Raw genomic sequence first — 15,235 nt, 5'->3', positions numbered from 1 at the left:
GTGGGGTGAGGTCGTTTGCGCTGAATTAGGCCGAGCGGTAGTCCTTGAGGTATTTGCCCTCGAACCAGCGCTTGGCCCAGGTGAAAGCGCGAGAGGGTGGCAGGACGATGGTTTTGTTCTCGTCACGGAACACCAAAATGCCGCTGTCCACGGTATCGACGATGCACACCAACTCGGCCTTGGGCACATGCTGCGCAGGCTGGCCTTGCATCACCAGCAGCAGATTCTCGGCAGCGGCCTTGGCCTGCAGGTCCGCCATGTGCGCCTGCTTGGGCAGCCAGTCTGGGCCGGGATAGCTGCCGGCATCTCCGGCGACGAACACCCGCTCGAAACCGGGCACGGCGCAATGCGCGTCCGCCTGAATGAAGCCGCCGGGCGAGCGCGGCAGCTCGGAGTTGTGCGTCCAGCTCGGCCCTGTCATGCCGGGCATGAACAGAATGAGATCGGCCTTGACCAGGCCGCCCTCGGTCTCCACCCCTTCGGGCGACATGCGCAGCGGCTTGTGGCCCAGATGGGTGTCGATGCGGCGCTTGGCCATGTGCGACAGCAGATTGGTCACGGCGCGCTCGCCCAGGCGTTGGCCGGGTTTGTCCGAGGCGTTGAAAAACACCAGTTCCACCTTGTCGCGTTTGCGCTGGCGGCGCAGCCAGGTGTCGATGCCGAACAGCAGCTCGAACATCGGCCCGCCGCGCGCCGCCGTGGGCTCCTGCGGGTTGCCGCCAAAGCCGCAGGCGATGCGCCCGCTGTCCATCGCCAGCAGCCGCTCGCGGATTTTTTCCGCCGCCGCCACGCCCTCGCACAGCGCGATGGCGTGCTCAATGCCCGGCAGCTTTTTGATGAAGCGCCCGCCCGTGGCGATGATCAGGCCGTCGTTCTCCACCGGCCCGCCGGTCGTCAGCACCGTGCGCCCGCCGTCTTGCAGCCCGGTCACTTCGGCGGCGAGAAAGTCGATGCGGTGCTTGTGCAAAAACGGCGCCAGGTCGATGACCAGATCGCTGCTCTTGCGCACCCCCGTGGGCACCCAGATCAGGCTGGGCAGATAGACGAACTCGGCCTTGTGCGCCACCAGAGTGATACGCGCCTGCGGCGCCTTGGAGCGCAAGGTGCGCGCCGCGGTGAGGGCGGCAAAGCCCGCGCCGAGTACAACAAAATGGTCAGACATGATGAAGGGGCTCTGCGAATACGACAAGTGTGAAGCATAGGCCCGGCATGGCCGCTCGGGCTTGTGAATTGTCAGAGCCAAAGGGTCCGCTGCCCGGGCTGCCCCACCGCTTCTGAAACGCTTTGTAAATACCGTTGACGTGCTCTGGAGAAGCGGAGAATTATCAAAAAAGAACGAGCGTTCGATTTCCAGATAAATCTAAGGCCGCGACACGGCCAGACGACGGAGACAACCCATGCACACCTTCTCGCTGAAGACGGCCCTGGCCGTCAGTTCCAGCGCCCTGCTGCTCGCGGCCTGCGGTGGCGGTGGCGGCACGCCCACCCCCACCACCGGCTCGGCTGACACCCTGGTTTCAGCCAGCGCCACGCCCACCGCGGCGATCTCGACCAACACCATTGCCACGTCGAGCCACTGGATGGGCCGCTACCCCAGCGGGGTGCAGCAGCTCATCGGCGCCCCGGTTTGCGGCGTGACAGTCTACAAGTACACCTACGCCACCGTAGGCGGCGAGAACGAACCCACCACCGCCACCGGCGCGCTGATGATTCCCTCCGGCAGCACCGCGCAATGTCAGGGCGCAAAGCCCATCGTGCTCTACGCCCACGGCACCGCGCTGAGCAAGAACCGTGACCTGGCCGCTCTCGGCGACCCGAGCAACCCCGCCTTCGGCACCGCCTCACGCGTGGCCATGATCTTCGCCGCGCAGGGCGACATCGTCGTTGCACCCAACTACGCCGGTTACGACACCTCGCCCCTGCCCTACGCGCCTTATCTCAATAAACAGCAGCAGTCGCAGGACATGATCGACAGCCTCACGGCCGCGCGGCAAGCATTGATGCAACTGAACCTGCCCGTGAGCGACAACGGCAAGCTGTTCGTCACCGGCTATTCGCAAGGCGGCTTTGTGTCGATGGCCACACTGGCCAAGCTCGATGCCCAGGGCCGCCCGGCCACGGCGGGCGCGCCGATGTCCGGGCCTTACGGCATGCTCGCCATCAGCGATGAAATCATGCTCGGACATCCCAACGTTGGCGGCACCGCCTACCTGCCGCTGGTCGCCAACTCTTACGCCCATCTGCCCGCGGGGTCGCCGCAAATCGATCTTGCCGCCATGTTCAACCCGCTTTATGCGGACGCGCCGACCCTGTTCCCCGGCCCCGTGGGCTTTGCGGGCTTTGGCCAACTGGTGCAGGCCGGAAAGATTCCGTACACCGCCATCTTTCAATCTCCGCCCACCGGCAACGCTGCGCTGGATAGCCTGAGCGAAGGCTGGCCGCTCGGCCCGCTGGGCTTCGATCCGACCAACTACCTCATCAGCACCGCCTACCGCGCGCAATATGTGGCCGACGTGCTCGCCCACCCCGACGGCGCCGCGCCCGTTGATGGCTCCGCACCCAATTTCACCACCACTGCGCCAACGCCTGCGAGCAACCCGCAAGATCCCCTGCGGCAAATTCTCCTGGCCAACGATCTGCGCGGCTACACCCCGAGCATGCCGCTGCTGATGTGCGGTGGCGACCAGGACCCCGAGGTGTTTTGGAACCAGGACGCCGCCGCCATGACCGCCACCCTGATGAACAAGGCCCAGACCACCAACCCCGGCCTGCGCTTTGCCACCCTCGACCTCGACAACCAGGGCAGCCCCGGCACCTACAGCAACGGCCTGACCAGCTACGGCCTGAACACAGTACAGCAACAGATCATGCAGACCGTGGCGAGCACGGTGCAAGGTGGTTTCATCGCGTATCAACAAGGTGTGGTGCAAGCGGCTGAAGCGCAGGGCTACACGGCGCAGCAGGCCGCTGCCTACGCGATGGAGAGCTACCACACCGACGAGCGCCCGTTCTGCACCGTGGCGGCGCGCACTTTCTTCAATCTGTATGCGCAGTAGGCAGGCAGGGGCTGGCGCCATGTAGACACCGCAACCTAGCCAATACGGCGAGAATACACTGCACTTTCGCCGCTTGGACACGACTAGGATGACCACATGGCCTTGGCACAACACAAACTGAATTTGGGCGATTACCTCGTCTGGGAAAACGCGCAGCCCGAGCGGCACGAGTTTTATCGCGGCGAAGCCTTCGCCATGGTGGGGGTGCGCCGGGTGCATGGCATGGTGTCGGGCAACCTGTTTGCAGCCCTCAAATCTGCGCTCCGAGGCGGCCCCTGCGAGGTGTTCACCGAAAGCCTGAAGGTGCAGGTGGCCGATGAGGCGGTGTTTTACCCGGATGTGTTCGTCACCTGCCATGCCGACGACCTGCGCACCGAGATGGTGTTTCGTCATTCGGTGCTGATCGTCGAGGTGTTGTCTGACAGCACGCAGGGCATTGAGCGCAGCCTGAAGTTTGCCATGTACCGACGCATCGCCGAGTTGCGCGAATATGTGCTGATCGACCCCGACAGCCGCAGCGTGGAGGTGTTCCGGCGCAACGAGCGCGGCTTGTTCGAGCTGCACGATTTCACCGGGCTGGCGGAGATGGAACTCGCCAGCGTGCAACTGCGCATCCCCCTGACGGAAGTGTTCAGCGGGCTGGAGCCAACGCCCGCTGGGTGATTGCACCCCTACGCCGCTGCACGACAGACGGCGGCAAGTTTGTTGCCATCGGGGTCGCGCACGTAAGCGGCGTAGAAATCCGGGCCGTAGTGCGGGCGCAGACCCGGCGCGCCCTCGCTGCGACCGCCATGCGCCATTGCGGCGGCATGAAAGGCATCGACCTGCGCCCGGCTGCGGGCGGCCAGCGCGATCATGGATCCATTCCCCACTGTGGCGGGCTGACCGTCGAAGGGCTTGCATAGCCACAGCGCCAGTTCCACCCGCCCCTCGTCGGCGTAGCGGCCCCAGCCGATTTCATGGGCGGGATCGTCGTCTTCGGTCACGCAGCGCGCGTGCCCAAGCGCGGCAAGCACCGGGTCGTAAAACGCGGCCGCGCGAACCAGATCGTTGCTGCCGAGCATGAGGTAGGTGAACATGGCCTCACTGGTCCCGCTTTTACGCAAAAATCTTCCCCGGATTGAGGATGCCCCTCGGATCGAGCGCCTGCTTGATGGCGCGCATCACGTCGAGCGCGTCGTCCCCGGCTTCCTCGCGCAGAAAGCCCTGCTTGTGCAGACCGATGCCGTGTTCGCCGCTGCAGGTGCCGCCGAGTTTGAGGGCGCGGCGCACGAGTTGGGCGTTGAGGCGTTCGGCCAGTTCGCGTTCTTCGGGTTTGGCGGGGTCGATGAGGTAGCCGATGTGGTAGTTGCCGTCGCCCACATGGCCGACGACAAAGTAGGGCAGACCGGCGGCGTCGGCCTCGGTGATGGTGTCGTTGATGCTTTCGGCCAGGCGCGAAATGGGCACGCAAGTGTCGGTGGTGACGCAGCGGCAGCCGGGTTTCATTTGCAGCGCGGAAAGGTAGGCGTGGTGACGCGCCTTCCACAGCTTGGTACGTTCTTCCGGCGTATCAGCCCAGGCAAAGTCGGATCCGGCATAGTCTGCAGCGAGGGCCTGCACGGTTTCGGCCTGCTCGCGCACCCCGGCGGGCGAGCCGTGGAATTCCATCAGCAGCAGGGGCTGCTCGGGCAGGCCGAGATGGTCGTGGGCGTTGACGGCGCGCACCGCGCCGGGGTCCATCAGTTCCACGCGAGCGATCGGGATGCCGGCCTGGATGAGGGCGATGGTGCAGTCCACCGCGTGCGCCACGTCGGGGAAGGAGCACACCGCCGCGGCCACCGCCTCGGGTTGCGGGTAGAGGCGCAGGGTGACTTCGGTGATGATGCCCAGCGTGCCCTCGCTGCCCACCATGAGACGGGTGAGGTCGTAGCCCGCGCTGCTCTTGCGCGCCTGGGTGCCGGTGCGCACCACGCGGCCGTCGGCCAGCACTACGGTGAGCGCCAGCACGTTTTCGCGCATGGTGCCGTAGCGCACGGCGTTGGTGCCGGAAGCGCGGGTGGCGGCCATGCCACCGAGAGTGGCGTCGGCGCCGGGGTCGATGGGGAAGAACAGGCCGGTGTGGCGTAGTTCGTCGTTTAACTGCAGCCGCGTGACCCCGGCCTGCACGGTAACGAGCATGTCGGCGGCGGCCACGTCGAGGATGCGGTTCATGCGGGTGAGATCGAGGCTGATGCCGCCCTGCACCGCGAGCAACTGGCCTTCGAGCGACGATCCGGCGCCAAAGGCGATGACCGGCACGTCGTGCGCGGCGGCCAGTTTCACCGCGTCGGCCACGTCTTGCGTACTCTCGCAGAACACCACGGCGGACGGCGGCGGTACGTCGAACGGCGATTCATCGCGCCCATGCTGCTCGCGCACCGCCTGCGCGGTGGAAAGCTGCGCGCCGAACCTCGCGGTCAGCGCGTCGATCAGGGCGGGCGGCGTGGGTCGGGTGAGAATTTTCGGGGCAATGGGGGCGTTCATGGCATGTCCTTGTGAATCGGCGACTTCTCCCCGCAAGGATAGGCCGCTTGTCAGCCCTCTGCCCAGAGGGCTTGCATGGTGCGCTCGAAAGCTTGCGCGCATTGGGCAGCTTGTGGATGCTGGCCGTCGTGCAGGACCCAGCGCCCGGCCACCATGACCGCCTTCCATGCTGCGGAGGGGCTGGAAAACACGAGGGCGTCGAGCAGATGGCCAGGCGGCATGCCGAGGGTTGCTGCGGCATGCGGGTTGAGCACCAGAGCGTCAGCGCGGGCGCCTGGCGTCAAGCCCCACGCGGGCTGTCCGGCGGCGTGGGCGCTGCCAGCCTGCACGCTGGACCACAGCCGGGCCGCTGTGGACGGCTGCGCAGCTTCTGGCGCTGCCGCGGCGTTGCGCTGACGCTGGATGAGTCGCTGGCCGTAGTCGAGCCAGCGCACTTCCTCTCTCCAGTCGCGGGTGATCTGGCTGTCCGACCCCAGGGTGATGGGCACGCCTTGCGCCAGAATGCCGGGCAGATCGGGCAGGCCGTCGCCGAGGTTGGCTTCGGTAGTGGGGCAGAGCACGATGCCCGCGCCGCTGCGGGCAACGGCATCGATTTCTTGCGGCACCGTGTGGGTGGCGTGGACGAGTTGCCAGCGCGCGTCGAGCAAACCCTGCGCTGCTAGCCAGGCGATGGGGCGCTGGCCGGTTGCGGCGAGGCAGTCGTCCACCTCGGCGGTTTGCTCGGCAACGTGGATGTGGATGGGGCCGTCGAAGCCGTCTGCCCCTTGCACCAGTGCTTGAATGGAAGCGGGCGACGCCGCGCGCAAGGAATGAATGGCGATGCCCGCTTCCAGCCCCGGTTGGCGTCGGCCCCGGATGGTTTGCACCGCCTGCCACACGCCTTCGGCGTTGGTGGCGAAGCGCCGCTGGTCCGGGCGCAGCGCGGGTTGCTGAAAGCCGGCGCGTTCGTACAGCACGGGCAGCAGGGTGAGGCCGATGCCCACATCGCGCGCCGCGTCGGCCAAGGCCCAACTGAAGGCGAGCGGATCAGCGTAGGGCTGGCCGTCTGGCGCATGCTGCAGGTAATGAAACTCGCACACCTGCGTGTAGCCGCCCTGCAGCAGTTCGATGTAGAGCTGCGCGGCAATGGCGCGCAGTTGCTCCGGGGTGATGCGCAGGGCCACGCGGTACATGCGGTCACGCCACGACCAGAAGGTATCGGCGGCACTGGTGCGCTGTTCGGCCAGACCGGCAAAGGCGCGCTGGAAGGCATGGCTGTGCGCATCGACCAGCCCAGGCAACAAAGTGCCCAGTTGTTCTGCGCCCTGCGGCGGCGTGAGCACGCCGGGAACGATCTCGGCCCACCGGCCATCCGCACCGATGCGCAGCAGCACCTTGTCTTGCCAGCCTCCGGGCAGCCAAGCGCGGCGAGCCCACAGCAGAGAATCAGCGGGCTTGTTCATGCGGTCTCCATGCCAGCATGACATCGATCAGTTGCTCCAGCACGGGGCGCAGCCTTGCGGTGAGTGCGGGGTCGAGGCGAAACGGTGGGGCTTCCTGCATATAAGTGGAGAAACACATTTCCATCTGCACCGCATGAATGCCCTGCGCGGGTTGACCGTAGTGGCGGGTGATGTAGCCGCCCTTGAAACGGCCGTCGACCACCTGAGTAAAAGTGGTCTGCCGCGCAAGCACCTCGGCCAACACCGCACGCAACTGCGGCGCGCAACTGGCCCCGTTGGCGGTGCCCAGATTGAGGTCGGGCAAAGTGCCTTCAAACAACCACGGCAGCGTGGACTGGATGCTGTGACCGTCCCACAGCAGGGCATAGCCGTGCAGCGCATGCAGGCGTTGCAACTCGGCGTTGAGCGCGGCGTGGTAGGGGCGCCAGTAGTCCGTCAGCCGCTGCGCAATCTCGGCTGCGTCTGGCTCCTGCCCCGGCTGGTAGATCGGCTGGCCGGTGAAGGCGTGGGTCGGGCAAAGCTCGGTGTTGTTCACGCCGGGATACATGGGCGCGTTTTTCGGTGGACGGTTGAGGTCGATGACATAGCGCGAAAACCGTGGCACGAGCAGGCTGGCGCCGCGTTGCACGGCAAAGGCGTAGATCGGCTCGAGATGCCAGTCGGTATCGTCCACATTCAAGGCCTGCGCGGTGTAGCGCGGCTTGAGGGCTGCGGGAATTTCGGTGCCCACATGCGGCAAGCTCACCAGCAAGGGGCTGTCACCGCTGTGGAGGGTATAGGTGGATGGGGTGGATGTGTCTTGCATGGTTCAGACCTCCTGGCCGCCGATGAACACCCGACAGGCCGGATTCGAACCCAGCCAGTAACTGAGTTCGTTGGGATGATGCAGGGGCCAGGCCACAAAGTCGGCGCGCTGCTGTGCGGCAAGTTGGCCGCGGTCGTGCAGGCCGAGCGCCCGCGCGCCGTTCACGGTAAAGCCACGCAGGGCTTCTTCGGGCGTGAGGCGAAACAGGGTGCAGGCCATATTGAGCATGAGCAGCGGGTTCAGGGTGGGGGACGAGCCGGGGTTGTGGTCGGTGGCCAGCGCGATGGGCACGCCGGCCTCGCGCAGCGCGGCGACGGGCGGCAAGCGGGTTTCGCGCAGAAAGTAAAACGCGCCGGGCAGCAGCACCGCCACGCTGCCCGCGCGCGCCATCGCGGCGATGCCTTGCGGGTCGAGGTACTCCAGATGGTCGCAGGACAGCGCGCCGTAACGGGCTGCCAGCGCCGCCCCGCCCTGGTCGCTGAGTTGTTCCGCATGCAGCTTGACCGGCAGGCCGAGGGCGCGGGCGGCGTCGAACACCCGCCCGGTTTGCGCCGGGGTGAAGGCGATGCGCTCGCAGAACGCATCCACCGCGTCCACCAATCCTTCAGCCTTGAGTTGGGGCAGCCAAGTGCAGACGGCATCGATGTAGTCGTCCGCGCGGCCCTCGAACTCGGGCGGCAGGGTGTGCGCGGAAAGGCAGGTGGTGCGCACAGTCAGTGGCAGTTCCTGACCGACCTTGCGCGCGGCTCGAAGACAGCGGGCTTCGTGCTCCAGGCTCAAGCCGTAGCCGGACTTGATTTCCACCGTGGTCACCCCAGCGTGCATGAGGGTGCGAGTCCGCTCGCGCGTGGCGGCCAGAAGCTCTGCATCACTGGCGGCGCGGGTCGCCCGCACCGTCGCCCGAATGCCACCACCGGTGCGGGCGATGTCTTCGTAGCTCGCCCCGTTAAGCCTCTGCTCGAACTCGTCAGCGCGCTGGCCGCCGTAAACCAGATGGGTATGACAATCGACCAAGCCCGGCGTGACCAGGTCGCCGCCCAGATCGTGCGTGCGCGCTGCAACCACATCGCTTGGCAGTTCCGACTCGGGTCCCACCCAGCGAAGCATGTCGCCCTCGGCGAGCAGCGCTCCCTCGTCGATCAAACCCCATCCGTATGCGCCATCGAGGGTGCAAAGCCGGGCATTGCGATAGAGGGTCAGCATGATGCAGTGGGCTCCGTTTGAACGGCCAGCCAATAGCCGATGCGGGTTTCGTCGGTGCGATCAGCCTCAAAGATCAGTCTGCCGGGCGAGCGTTCAAACCACAGGAGACTGAATGCGGGCATCGGAACGACAACAGCCTTGCGCGCATCGCCCTGATCGGCAATGTGGCAAAGCCCCGACTGCCTAGCGAACAAGCCGCAAGCGCCGTCTGTTGCGCTCCATGCTATCCCCGCATCTGCGCGCTGCATCCGTCCGCTGACATTGCGTAGCATGAGGTTGAGATCGCGCGTGGCGCCGCCCAGCAGTCGGCAATGGATCTGCGCCGCGCCATCGAAGCGCAGCGGTTCTTCATGCGGAAGTTGACGATGGCCGTTGCCGTCGATCTGCAGATACACGCCCTCGCCCTCCAGCACGGCAAACCAACGGTCCACGCCCGGATAAGACGAGAAGGCGCCGTCGCCGTTGATATCAGCCACGCTGATGCGGTATTGCCAGTTTTGCGAGTCGGGCGCAGCCAGCAGTTCCCGCGTCATGCCGCCACCGTTGCGCCAGGGCTGGGCGACGATGGACGCGCAGTCGATCAGCCGGGGATTCATGGCTGAAAACGCCCTTCCAGCAGGTAGCGACTGCCCGGATGCACCAGCCTTACCAGGGTCACGGGAGCGCCCCGGCTGACCGTCCAGCGGGTGATGACCAGACAGGGCTCAGTCGGCTCGATCTTCAGATACCGGGCCTCTTGCCGCGTCGGGCTCAAGGCCTCGATGGTGTAAGAGGCCTCCCACATCGGCGCGACTTCAAGCAGATATTGCGTCGGCGTGGTGCTGGAAAAATCGGCGTTCAGGTAGCGCGGCGCGGCAGCGGGATTCACCCAGCGGTCTTCCAGTTGCAGGGGCACGTCGTCCTCGAAATGAATCGCCAGGGAATGGAACACCTTGGCGCCGACCTTGAGCCCCAGCCGATGCGCCACCGTGGCTGAGGCAGCCTCCTCGCGGCGCAGTTTGAGATCCAGCCGGTGGTGATGACCGCGCGACTCGACATGCTCGTGCATGTCGCGGATGGAAAGCGTTGACGACAAGCGGTGCAGTTGCGCCGCGAAGGTGCCCACGCCCTGCACCCGGTCAACCAAGCCCTCGGCCTGAAGCTCTCGCAGCGCGCGGTTCACCGTCATGCGGCTGACGCCGAACAGGGCCACAAGCTCTGCCTCCGAAGGCATCAACTCGCCAGGCTTCCAATGCCCCTGCTCCAGCCCCTGCTTGAGATGTTGCTTGACACGGTTGTAGGGCGCCGTGGCTACTGCGCCGAGATCGATTTTTGCAAGGGAATTCATGGATTCATCTTAGTTGCACGCTCCTGTCTATACAAGATGATTTCCGTGCGGAAATAACTAGGGTAAATACGGATCAAAATATCTTGTACACGCTTGTCTAGACAACTAGAGTGGTCACCACGCAACGACCCAGAAGTGAGCTAGACCATGACAGACCTCTCCACCCCTCCGCAACAAACAGCACAGCGCGTCATTCGCGCTCCTCGCGGCACCCAACTGACCTGCAAAAACTGGTTGATCGAAGCCGCCTACCGCATGATTCAGAACAACCTCGACCCCGACGTGGCCGAGAACCCTCAGGCCCTGGTGGTCTACGGCGGCATCGGCAAAGCCGCGCGTAACTGGGAATGCTTTGACGCCATCCTGCGCGAGCTGCGCGCCTTGAAGGAAGACGAAACCCTGCTGGTGCAGTCCGGCAAGCCTGTTGGCGTGTTTCGCACCCATGTAGATGCACCAAGGGTGCTCATTGCCAACTCCAATCTGGTGCCGAAATGGGCCACCTGGGAACACTTCCACGAGCTTGACCGCAAGGGCCTGATGATGTTCGGCCAGATGACCGCAGGCTCGTGGATTTACATCGCCAGCCAGGGCATCGTGCAGGGCACTTACGAAACCTTCGTCGAAGCCGGGCGGCAGCATTTCGGTGGCGACCTTGCCGGGCGCTGGATTCTCACCGCCGGGCTGGGCGGCATGGGCGGCGCGCAACCGCTGGCCGCCACCTTTGCCGGCGCGTCATCGCTGAATATCGAATGCCAGCAAAGCCGCATCGATTTCCGTCTACGTTCCAAATATCTGGACGAGCAGGCGCACGATCTCGACGATGCCCTGGCCCGCATGGCACGGTACGCTGCCGAAAAAAGGGCGGTGTCGGTAGGACTGCTGGGCAATGCGGCAGAGATTTTGCCGGAGCTGGTCAAGCGCGCCAAGGCCGGCGGCATCAAACCCGATCTGCTGACCGACCAGACCTCGGCGCACGATCTGATCAACGGCTACCTGCCGATGGGCTGGACGCTGGAGCGCTGGAAAACCGCACAGACCGACGCCAGCCAGCACTCGGCGCTGACCGCGGCCGCCGCCAGAAGCTGCGCCGTGCATGTGCAGGCCATGCTCGCCTTCCAGGCCATGGGCGTGCCCACTTTCGACTACGGCAACAACATCCGCCAGGTCGCGCTCGATCAGGGGGTGAAAGACGCTTTCGCCTTCCCCGGCTTTGTGCCCGCCTACATCCGCCCGCTGTTCTGTCGTGGCAAGGGGCCGTTTCGCTGGGTGGCGCTGTCGGGCGACCCGGAAGACATCCGCAAGACCGACGCCAAGCTCAAGGAACTGTTCCCGCACGACCACCATCTGCATCGCTGGCTGGACATGGCGGAAGAGCGCATCGCCTTTCAGGGCCTGCCCGCGCGCATCTGCTGGCTGGGTCTGGGCGAGCGTCACAAGGCTGGCCTTGCCTTCAATGAAATGGTGAAGTTGGGCGAACTGAAGGCGCCAATCGTCATCGGCCGCGACCATCTCGACAGCGGCTCGGTGGCCTCGCCCAACCGGGAAACCGAGGCCATGCGCGATGGCAGCGACGCCGTTTCGGATTGGCCGCTGCTCAACGCCCTGCTCAATACTGCGGGCGGCGCCACCTGGGTGTCGCTGCATCACGGCGGCGGCGTGGGCATGGGCTACTCGCAGCATGCCGGCGTGGTCATCGTCTGCGACGGCACCGAGGCCGCCGCCAAGCGGCTTGAGCGCGTGTTATGGAACGACCCCGGCACCGGCGTAATGCGCCATGCAGACGCCGGCTACCCCGACGCCGTGGCCTGCGCAGAAGAATGCGGGCTGCATCTGCCGATGGTGAGTAAAGCATGAAGATCAGCATCACACCGGGCCAGCTCGACTTGGCCCAACTCAAAAGGCTTCACGCGGGTGGAGTGCAAGTGGAACTTGCGCCGTCCGCCTGGGAAGCCGTGAAGGCAAGCGCCGCCATTGTTGAGAAAGCCGCCCGTGGGGATGCGCCGGTTTACGGCATCAACACCGGCTTTGGCAAACTGGCCAGCACGCGCATCGATACGCACGACCTCGCACAGTTGCAGGTCAATCTCATCCGCTCGCACTGCGTGGGCGTTGGCGAACCCATGCGCGCCTCGGTCGTCAGGCTGATGCTGGCGCTCAAGGTGTCCTCGCTCGCCCGGGGCTACTCGGGCGTGCGGCCGGTAGTGATTGAAACCTTGATTGCCGTGCTCAATGCCGGGCTGATTCCCGAAGTACCCAGCCAGGGCTCGGTGGGCGCATCGGGCGATCTGGCCCCGCTCGCGCATATGACTCTGGCCTTGATCGGTGAGGGCAGTTTCGTCGTCGATGGGCAATCCGTTCCCGCGAGCGAAGCGCTGAGTGCGGCGGGCATCAAACCTCTCGCACTCGCAGCGAAAGAGGGGCTGGCCTTGATCAACGGCACGCAGGCATCCACATCGCTGGCCTTGCATGCCTTGATCGATTTCCAGCCGGTTTACGAGGCGGCGGTCGTCTCAGGCGCGCTCAGTCTGGAGGCGGCCAAAGGCAGCGACGCGCCGTTCGACCCGCGCATTCACGCCGTGCGCGGGCACCCAGGACAAATCGCCACGGCCGCCTGCTATCGCACCCTGCTGCACGACAGCGCCATTCGCGCGTCACACCTCAAGGGCGACGACCGCGTGCAAGACCCCTACTGCCTGCGCTGCCAACCGCAGGTCCTGGGCGCCTGTCTGGACCAACTGCGCTACTGCACCGAAGTCCTGCTGCGCGAGGCCAATGCCGTGACCGACAACCCACTGGTCTTTCCGGACGACGGCGCGCTCATCTCGGGCGGCAACTTTCACGCCGAGCCCGTGGCGCTGGCGGCAGACGCCATGGCCGTGGCCATCGCCGAGGTTGGGGCCATTGCCGAACGCCGCATCGCCATGCTCATCGACACCAGCGTGTCGCGGCTGCCCGCCTTCCTCTGCGTGGAGCCGGGGCTGCACTCGGGCTTCATGATCGCCCATGTCACCGCCGCCGCCCTGGCCAGCGAGAACAAGTCTCTGGCGCACCCGGCCAGCGTCGACTCCCTGCCCACCTCGGCCAATCAGGAAGACCATGTGTCCATGGCCACCTTCGCCGCGCGTCGGCTGCAGGCCATGATCGACAACGTCGCCCACATCATCGCCATTGAATGGCTGGCTGCCGCACAGGGCATTGATTTCCTGCGCCCGCTGAAAAGCTCAGACGCGCTGGAGAGCGCCATCGCCCTGCTGCGTGCCAAGGTATCGCGCATGACCGAAGACCGCGTCATCGCCCGCGATATTCAGGCCGCGTTCGCATTGATCCGCGAAGGGCGATTGGCGCAGATTTTGCGTGACAAAACCGAATGCGATGCCTTCTGGCCCGCTGAGTCTGCAGATTCCTGATGCAGCGCAAGCCGATGCGCTGATTGCCGGATTCGGCGCATCTCACCCAACAACCGGCACGGCACAACTCCACGAAGGGCAGGTGTTCCATGGCACAAGAAACGGCGGTGATTGAGCATAGAACCATTGATTTCGTTCCGGAAAGCGAACGGCATGGCAAGGTGTTTTCCATGTTCACGCTGTTCTTTTCCGGCAATATGCAGATCACCGCGGTGGCCGTGGGGGTGATTCCCATCGAACTCGGCCTGAGTCTGTGGTGGAGTGTGTTCGCCGTGGTGCTGGGAAACATTCTGGGCGGCTTCGTCATGGCGGCCCATGCGGTGCAGGGGCCGCGCATCGGCATTCCGCAGATGATTCAGAGCCGGGCGCAGTTTGGTGTGCTGGGCGCCAATATTCCGCTCGCCTTTGTCGTGCTGATGTATCTGGGATTTTTCTCGGGCAGCGCTATTCTGGGCGGCTCGGCCGTGGCGCTGCTGCTGGGTGTGTCCAAGCCCATCGGCATCCTCATCACCAATCTGCTGACTTTCCTGCTGTTGGCGCTGGGCTACGACACCATTCACCGCTACGCCAAATGGGCCGCGTGGGTGTTTGCGGCCATTTTCATCGTGGCGACCGTGCTGGCCATCAGCAAGTTGACGGCCATGCCCGCCTCGCCAGCAGCTGCGGCAGCCGTGTCTTTGCCCATGCTGCTGGTGGCCATTTCCATTTTCGCCACGTGGCAAATCACCTACGGGCCTTACGTCGCCGACTATTCGCGCTACATGCCCAAAACCACTTCGGCGCGCGCCATTTTCTGGAATACCTATTTCGGCTCGATGATCGGCTCCGGCTGGGCGATGCTCGTCGGCGTGGTGCTCGGGCTGTTGAACCAGAAGGTGGCGTCGGCCGACCCAACCGCGGCGTTCTCGGGTCTGTTCAGTGGGCCGACGGCGTGGCTGTACGGCGCTGTGCTGTTCATCGTTCTGGCAGGTGTGGTGGTGGTCAATGCGCTGAACCTTTACGGCGGCAGCCTGTCCACCCTCACCATCCTCAGCTCAAGTGCGGGGCTGCGGCAATCCACACTGCAGCATGGCAAGTGGTGGCGGATTGGCCTTGGGGCGACCGGCGCGGTGATTGGCAGCCTGATCGCCATCCTCGGGGCGAACAGCGTGATGGCCTATCTGAACAACCTGCTGCTGATCCTCATGTATGTGTTCGTCCCTTGGTCAGCCATTAACCTGACCGACTTCTTCCTGCTGCGTCACGGTGAGTATTCGATCCCGGACATCTACGACCGTCACGGCCGCTACGGCGCCTGGGGCTGGCCCGCCCTGATCGCCTTCGCCGTGGCCATTCTGGTCGAGGTGCCGTTCATGAGCATGCCGTTTTTCACCGGCCCGGTTGCCAGCATGATCGGTGGGGCCGACGTGACCTGGGTGGTCGGGCTGATTGTCGCCAGCGTGCTCTACGCCGTACTGATGAAAAAATCAGTGCCCAAGACGGCCTGAAGG

13 protein-coding genes are annotated in these 15,235 nt (G+C 65.0%); 5 read left to right on the top strand and 8 right to left on the bottom strand.

Annotated elements, in window-relative coordinates; genetic code table 11:
* Positions 1 to 25 precede the first annotated feature (25 nt).
* Positions 26 to 1,162, bottom strand: coding sequence for an NAD(P)/FAD-dependent oxidoreductase (locus THI_RS03685; protein WP_013104883.1), 1,137 nt, complete (start codon positions 1,160 to 1,162; stop codon positions 26 to 28).
* Positions 1,163 to 1,397: 235 nt separating this feature from the next.
* On the opposite strand from THI_RS03685, the gene THI_RS03680 reads away from it, so the two are divergent.
* Both THI_RS03680 and THI_RS03675 read left to right on the top strand, forming a co-directional pair.
* Positions 1,398 to 3,056 carry an alpha/beta hydrolase family protein gene (locus THI_RS03680; RefSeq protein ID WP_013104882.1) on the top strand — a complete coding sequence of 553 codons (1,659 nt, stop codon included), beginning with the start codon at positions 1,398 to 1,400 and terminating at the stop codon, positions 3,054 to 3,056.
* 96 nt (positions 3,057 to 3,152) lie between these two features.
* Positions 3,153 to 3,719, top strand: coding sequence for a Uma2 family endonuclease (locus THI_RS03675; RefSeq protein ID WP_013104881.1), 567 nt, complete (start codon positions 3,153 to 3,155; stop codon positions 3,717 to 3,719).
* Between the two features lie 8 nt (positions 3,720 to 3,727).
* Here the strand turns inward: THI_RS03675 and THI_RS03670 are convergent, their stop codons facing one another.
* From THI_RS03670 to hutC, 7 genes are read right to left on the bottom strand one after another with little or no spacing between them, the layout of a single operon-like run.
* The gene (locus tag THI_RS03670; RefSeq protein WP_013104880.1) at positions 3,728 to 4,135 is read right to left on the bottom strand and encodes a VOC family protein; all 408 of its coding nucleotides are present in this window, start codon (positions 4,133 to 4,135) and stop codon (positions 3,728 to 3,730) included.
* A 19-nt stretch (positions 4,136 to 4,154) separates the two neighbouring features.
* Entirely contained in the window at positions 4,155 to 5,561 is a 1,407-nt protein-coding gene (locus THI_RS03665) for an FAD-binding oxidoreductase (protein WP_013104879.1), read from the bottom strand.
* A 50-nt stretch (positions 5,562 to 5,611) separates the two neighbouring features.
* A complete protein-coding gene (locus THI_RS03660; protein WP_013104878.1) occupies positions 5,612 to 7,003 on the bottom strand; it encodes a formimidoylglutamate deiminase in 1,392 nt (463 codons plus the stop codon).
* Positions 6,987 to 7,808, bottom strand: coding sequence for an N-formylglutamate deformylase (hutG, locus tag THI_RS03655; protein WP_013104877.1), 822 nt, complete (start codon positions 7,806 to 7,808; stop codon positions 6,987 to 6,989). Before hutG ends, THI_RS03660 begins: the two co-directional genes overlap by 17 nt.
* A gap of 3 nt (positions 7,809 to 7,811) precedes the next feature.
* On the bottom strand, positions 7,812 to 9,011 hold the full coding sequence (hutI, locus tag THI_RS03650) for an imidazolonepropionase (protein WP_013104876.1): 1,200 nt from the start codon (positions 9,009 to 9,011) through the stop codon (positions 7,812 to 7,814).
* Positions 9,005 to 9,607: a HutD/Ves family protein gene (locus THI_RS18045; protein WP_013104875.1), complete on the bottom strand. Its 603-nt coding sequence runs from the start codon at positions 9,605 to 9,607 to the stop codon at positions 9,005 to 9,007. The genes hutI and THI_RS18045 overlap by 7 nt, the downstream gene beginning before the upstream one ends.
* Positions 9,604 to 10,338 carry a histidine utilization transcriptional repressor HutC gene (gene hutC, locus THI_RS03640; RefSeq protein WP_013104874.1) on the bottom strand — a complete coding sequence of 245 codons (735 nt, stop codon included), beginning with the start codon at positions 10,336 to 10,338 and terminating at the stop codon, positions 9,604 to 9,606. The genes THI_RS18045 and hutC overlap by 4 nt, the downstream gene beginning before the upstream one ends.
* 147 nt (positions 10,339 to 10,485) lie before the next feature.
* On the opposite strand from hutC, the gene hutU reads away from it, so the two are divergent.
* The 3 genes from hutU to THI_RS03625 all read left to right on the top strand — a co-directional run bounded on the left by hutU (position 10,486) and on the right by THI_RS03625 (position 15,232).
* Positions 10,486 to 12,192 (top strand): urocanate hydratase, encoded by a 1,707-nt coding sequence (hutU, locus tag THI_RS03635; protein WP_013104873.1) that lies wholly within the window; start codon positions 10,486 to 10,488, stop codon positions 12,190 to 12,192.
* A complete protein-coding gene (gene hutH / locus THI_RS03630) occupies positions 12,189 to 13,745 on the top strand; it encodes a histidine ammonia-lyase (protein ID WP_013104872.1) in 1,557 nt (518 codons plus the stop codon). Before hutU ends, hutH begins: the two co-directional genes overlap by 4 nt.
* Positions 13,746 to 13,834: 89 nt before the next feature.
* Positions 13,835 to 15,232, top strand: coding sequence for a purine-cytosine permease family protein (locus tag THI_RS03625; RefSeq protein ID WP_013104871.1), 1,398 nt, complete (start codon positions 13,835 to 13,837; stop codon positions 15,230 to 15,232).
* The last annotated feature ends 3 nt before the right edge of the window (positions 15,233 to 15,235 follow it).

Origin of the sequence: Thiomonas arsenitoxydans, assembly GCF_000253115.1 — a bacterium.
Lineage (GTDB): Bacteria > Pseudomonadota > Gammaproteobacteria > Burkholderiales > Burkholderiaceae_C > Thiomonas > Thiomonas arsenitoxydans.
The sequence above is the reverse complement of the archived record's forward strand: the minus strand, read 5'-3'. Positions and strand labels throughout refer to the sequence as shown.

Excerpts from the sequence above, each read along its gene's own strand:
- hutI (WP_013104876.1), bottom strand. The coding sequence starts at position 9,011 with ATGCTGACCCTCTATCGCAATGCCCGGCTTTGCACCCTCGATGGCGCA.
- hutH (WP_013104872.1), top strand. The coding sequence starts at position 12,189 with ATGAAGATCAGCATCACACCGGGCCAGCTCGACTTGGCCCAACTCAAA.
- THI_RS03665 (WP_013104879.1), bottom strand. The coding sequence starts at position 5,561 with ATGAACGCCCCCATTGCCCCGAAAATTCTCACCCGACCCACGCCGCCC.
- THI_RS03625 (WP_013104871.1), top strand. The coding sequence starts at position 13,835 with ATGGCACAAGAAACGGCGGTGATTGAGCATAGAACCATTGATTTCGTT.
- hutU (WP_013104873.1), top strand. The coding sequence starts at position 10,486 with ATGACAGACCTCTCCACCCCTCCGCAACAAACAGCACAGCGCGTCATT.
- THI_RS18045 (WP_013104875.1), bottom strand. The coding sequence starts at position 9,607 with ATGAATCCCCGGCTGATCGACTGCGCGTCCATCGTCGCCCAGCCCTGG.
- THI_RS03685 (WP_013104883.1), bottom strand. The coding sequence starts at position 1,162 with ATGTCTGACCATTTTGTTGTACTCGGCGCGGGCTTTGCCGCCCTCACC.
- hutC (WP_013104874.1), bottom strand. The coding sequence starts at position 10,338 with ATGAATTCCCTTGCAAAAATCGATCTCGGCGCAGTAGCCACGGCGCCC.
- THI_RS03670 (WP_013104880.1), bottom strand. The coding sequence starts at position 4,135 with ATGTTCACCTACCTCATGCTCGGCAGCAACGATCTGGTTCGCGCGGCC.
- hutG (WP_013104877.1), bottom strand. The coding sequence starts at position 7,808 with ATGCAAGACACATCCACCCCATCCACCTATACCCTCCACAGCGGTGAC.
- THI_RS03675 (WP_013104881.1), top strand. The coding sequence starts at position 3,153 with ATGGCCTTGGCACAACACAAACTGAATTTGGGCGATTACCTCGTCTGG.
- THI_RS03660 (WP_013104878.1), bottom strand. The coding sequence starts at position 7,003 with ATGAACAAGCCCGCTGATTCTCTGCTGTGGGCTCGCCGCGCTTGGCTG.
- THI_RS03680 (WP_013104882.1), top strand. The coding sequence starts at position 1,398 with ATGCACACCTTCTCGCTGAAGACGGCCCTGGCCGTCAGTTCCAGCGCC.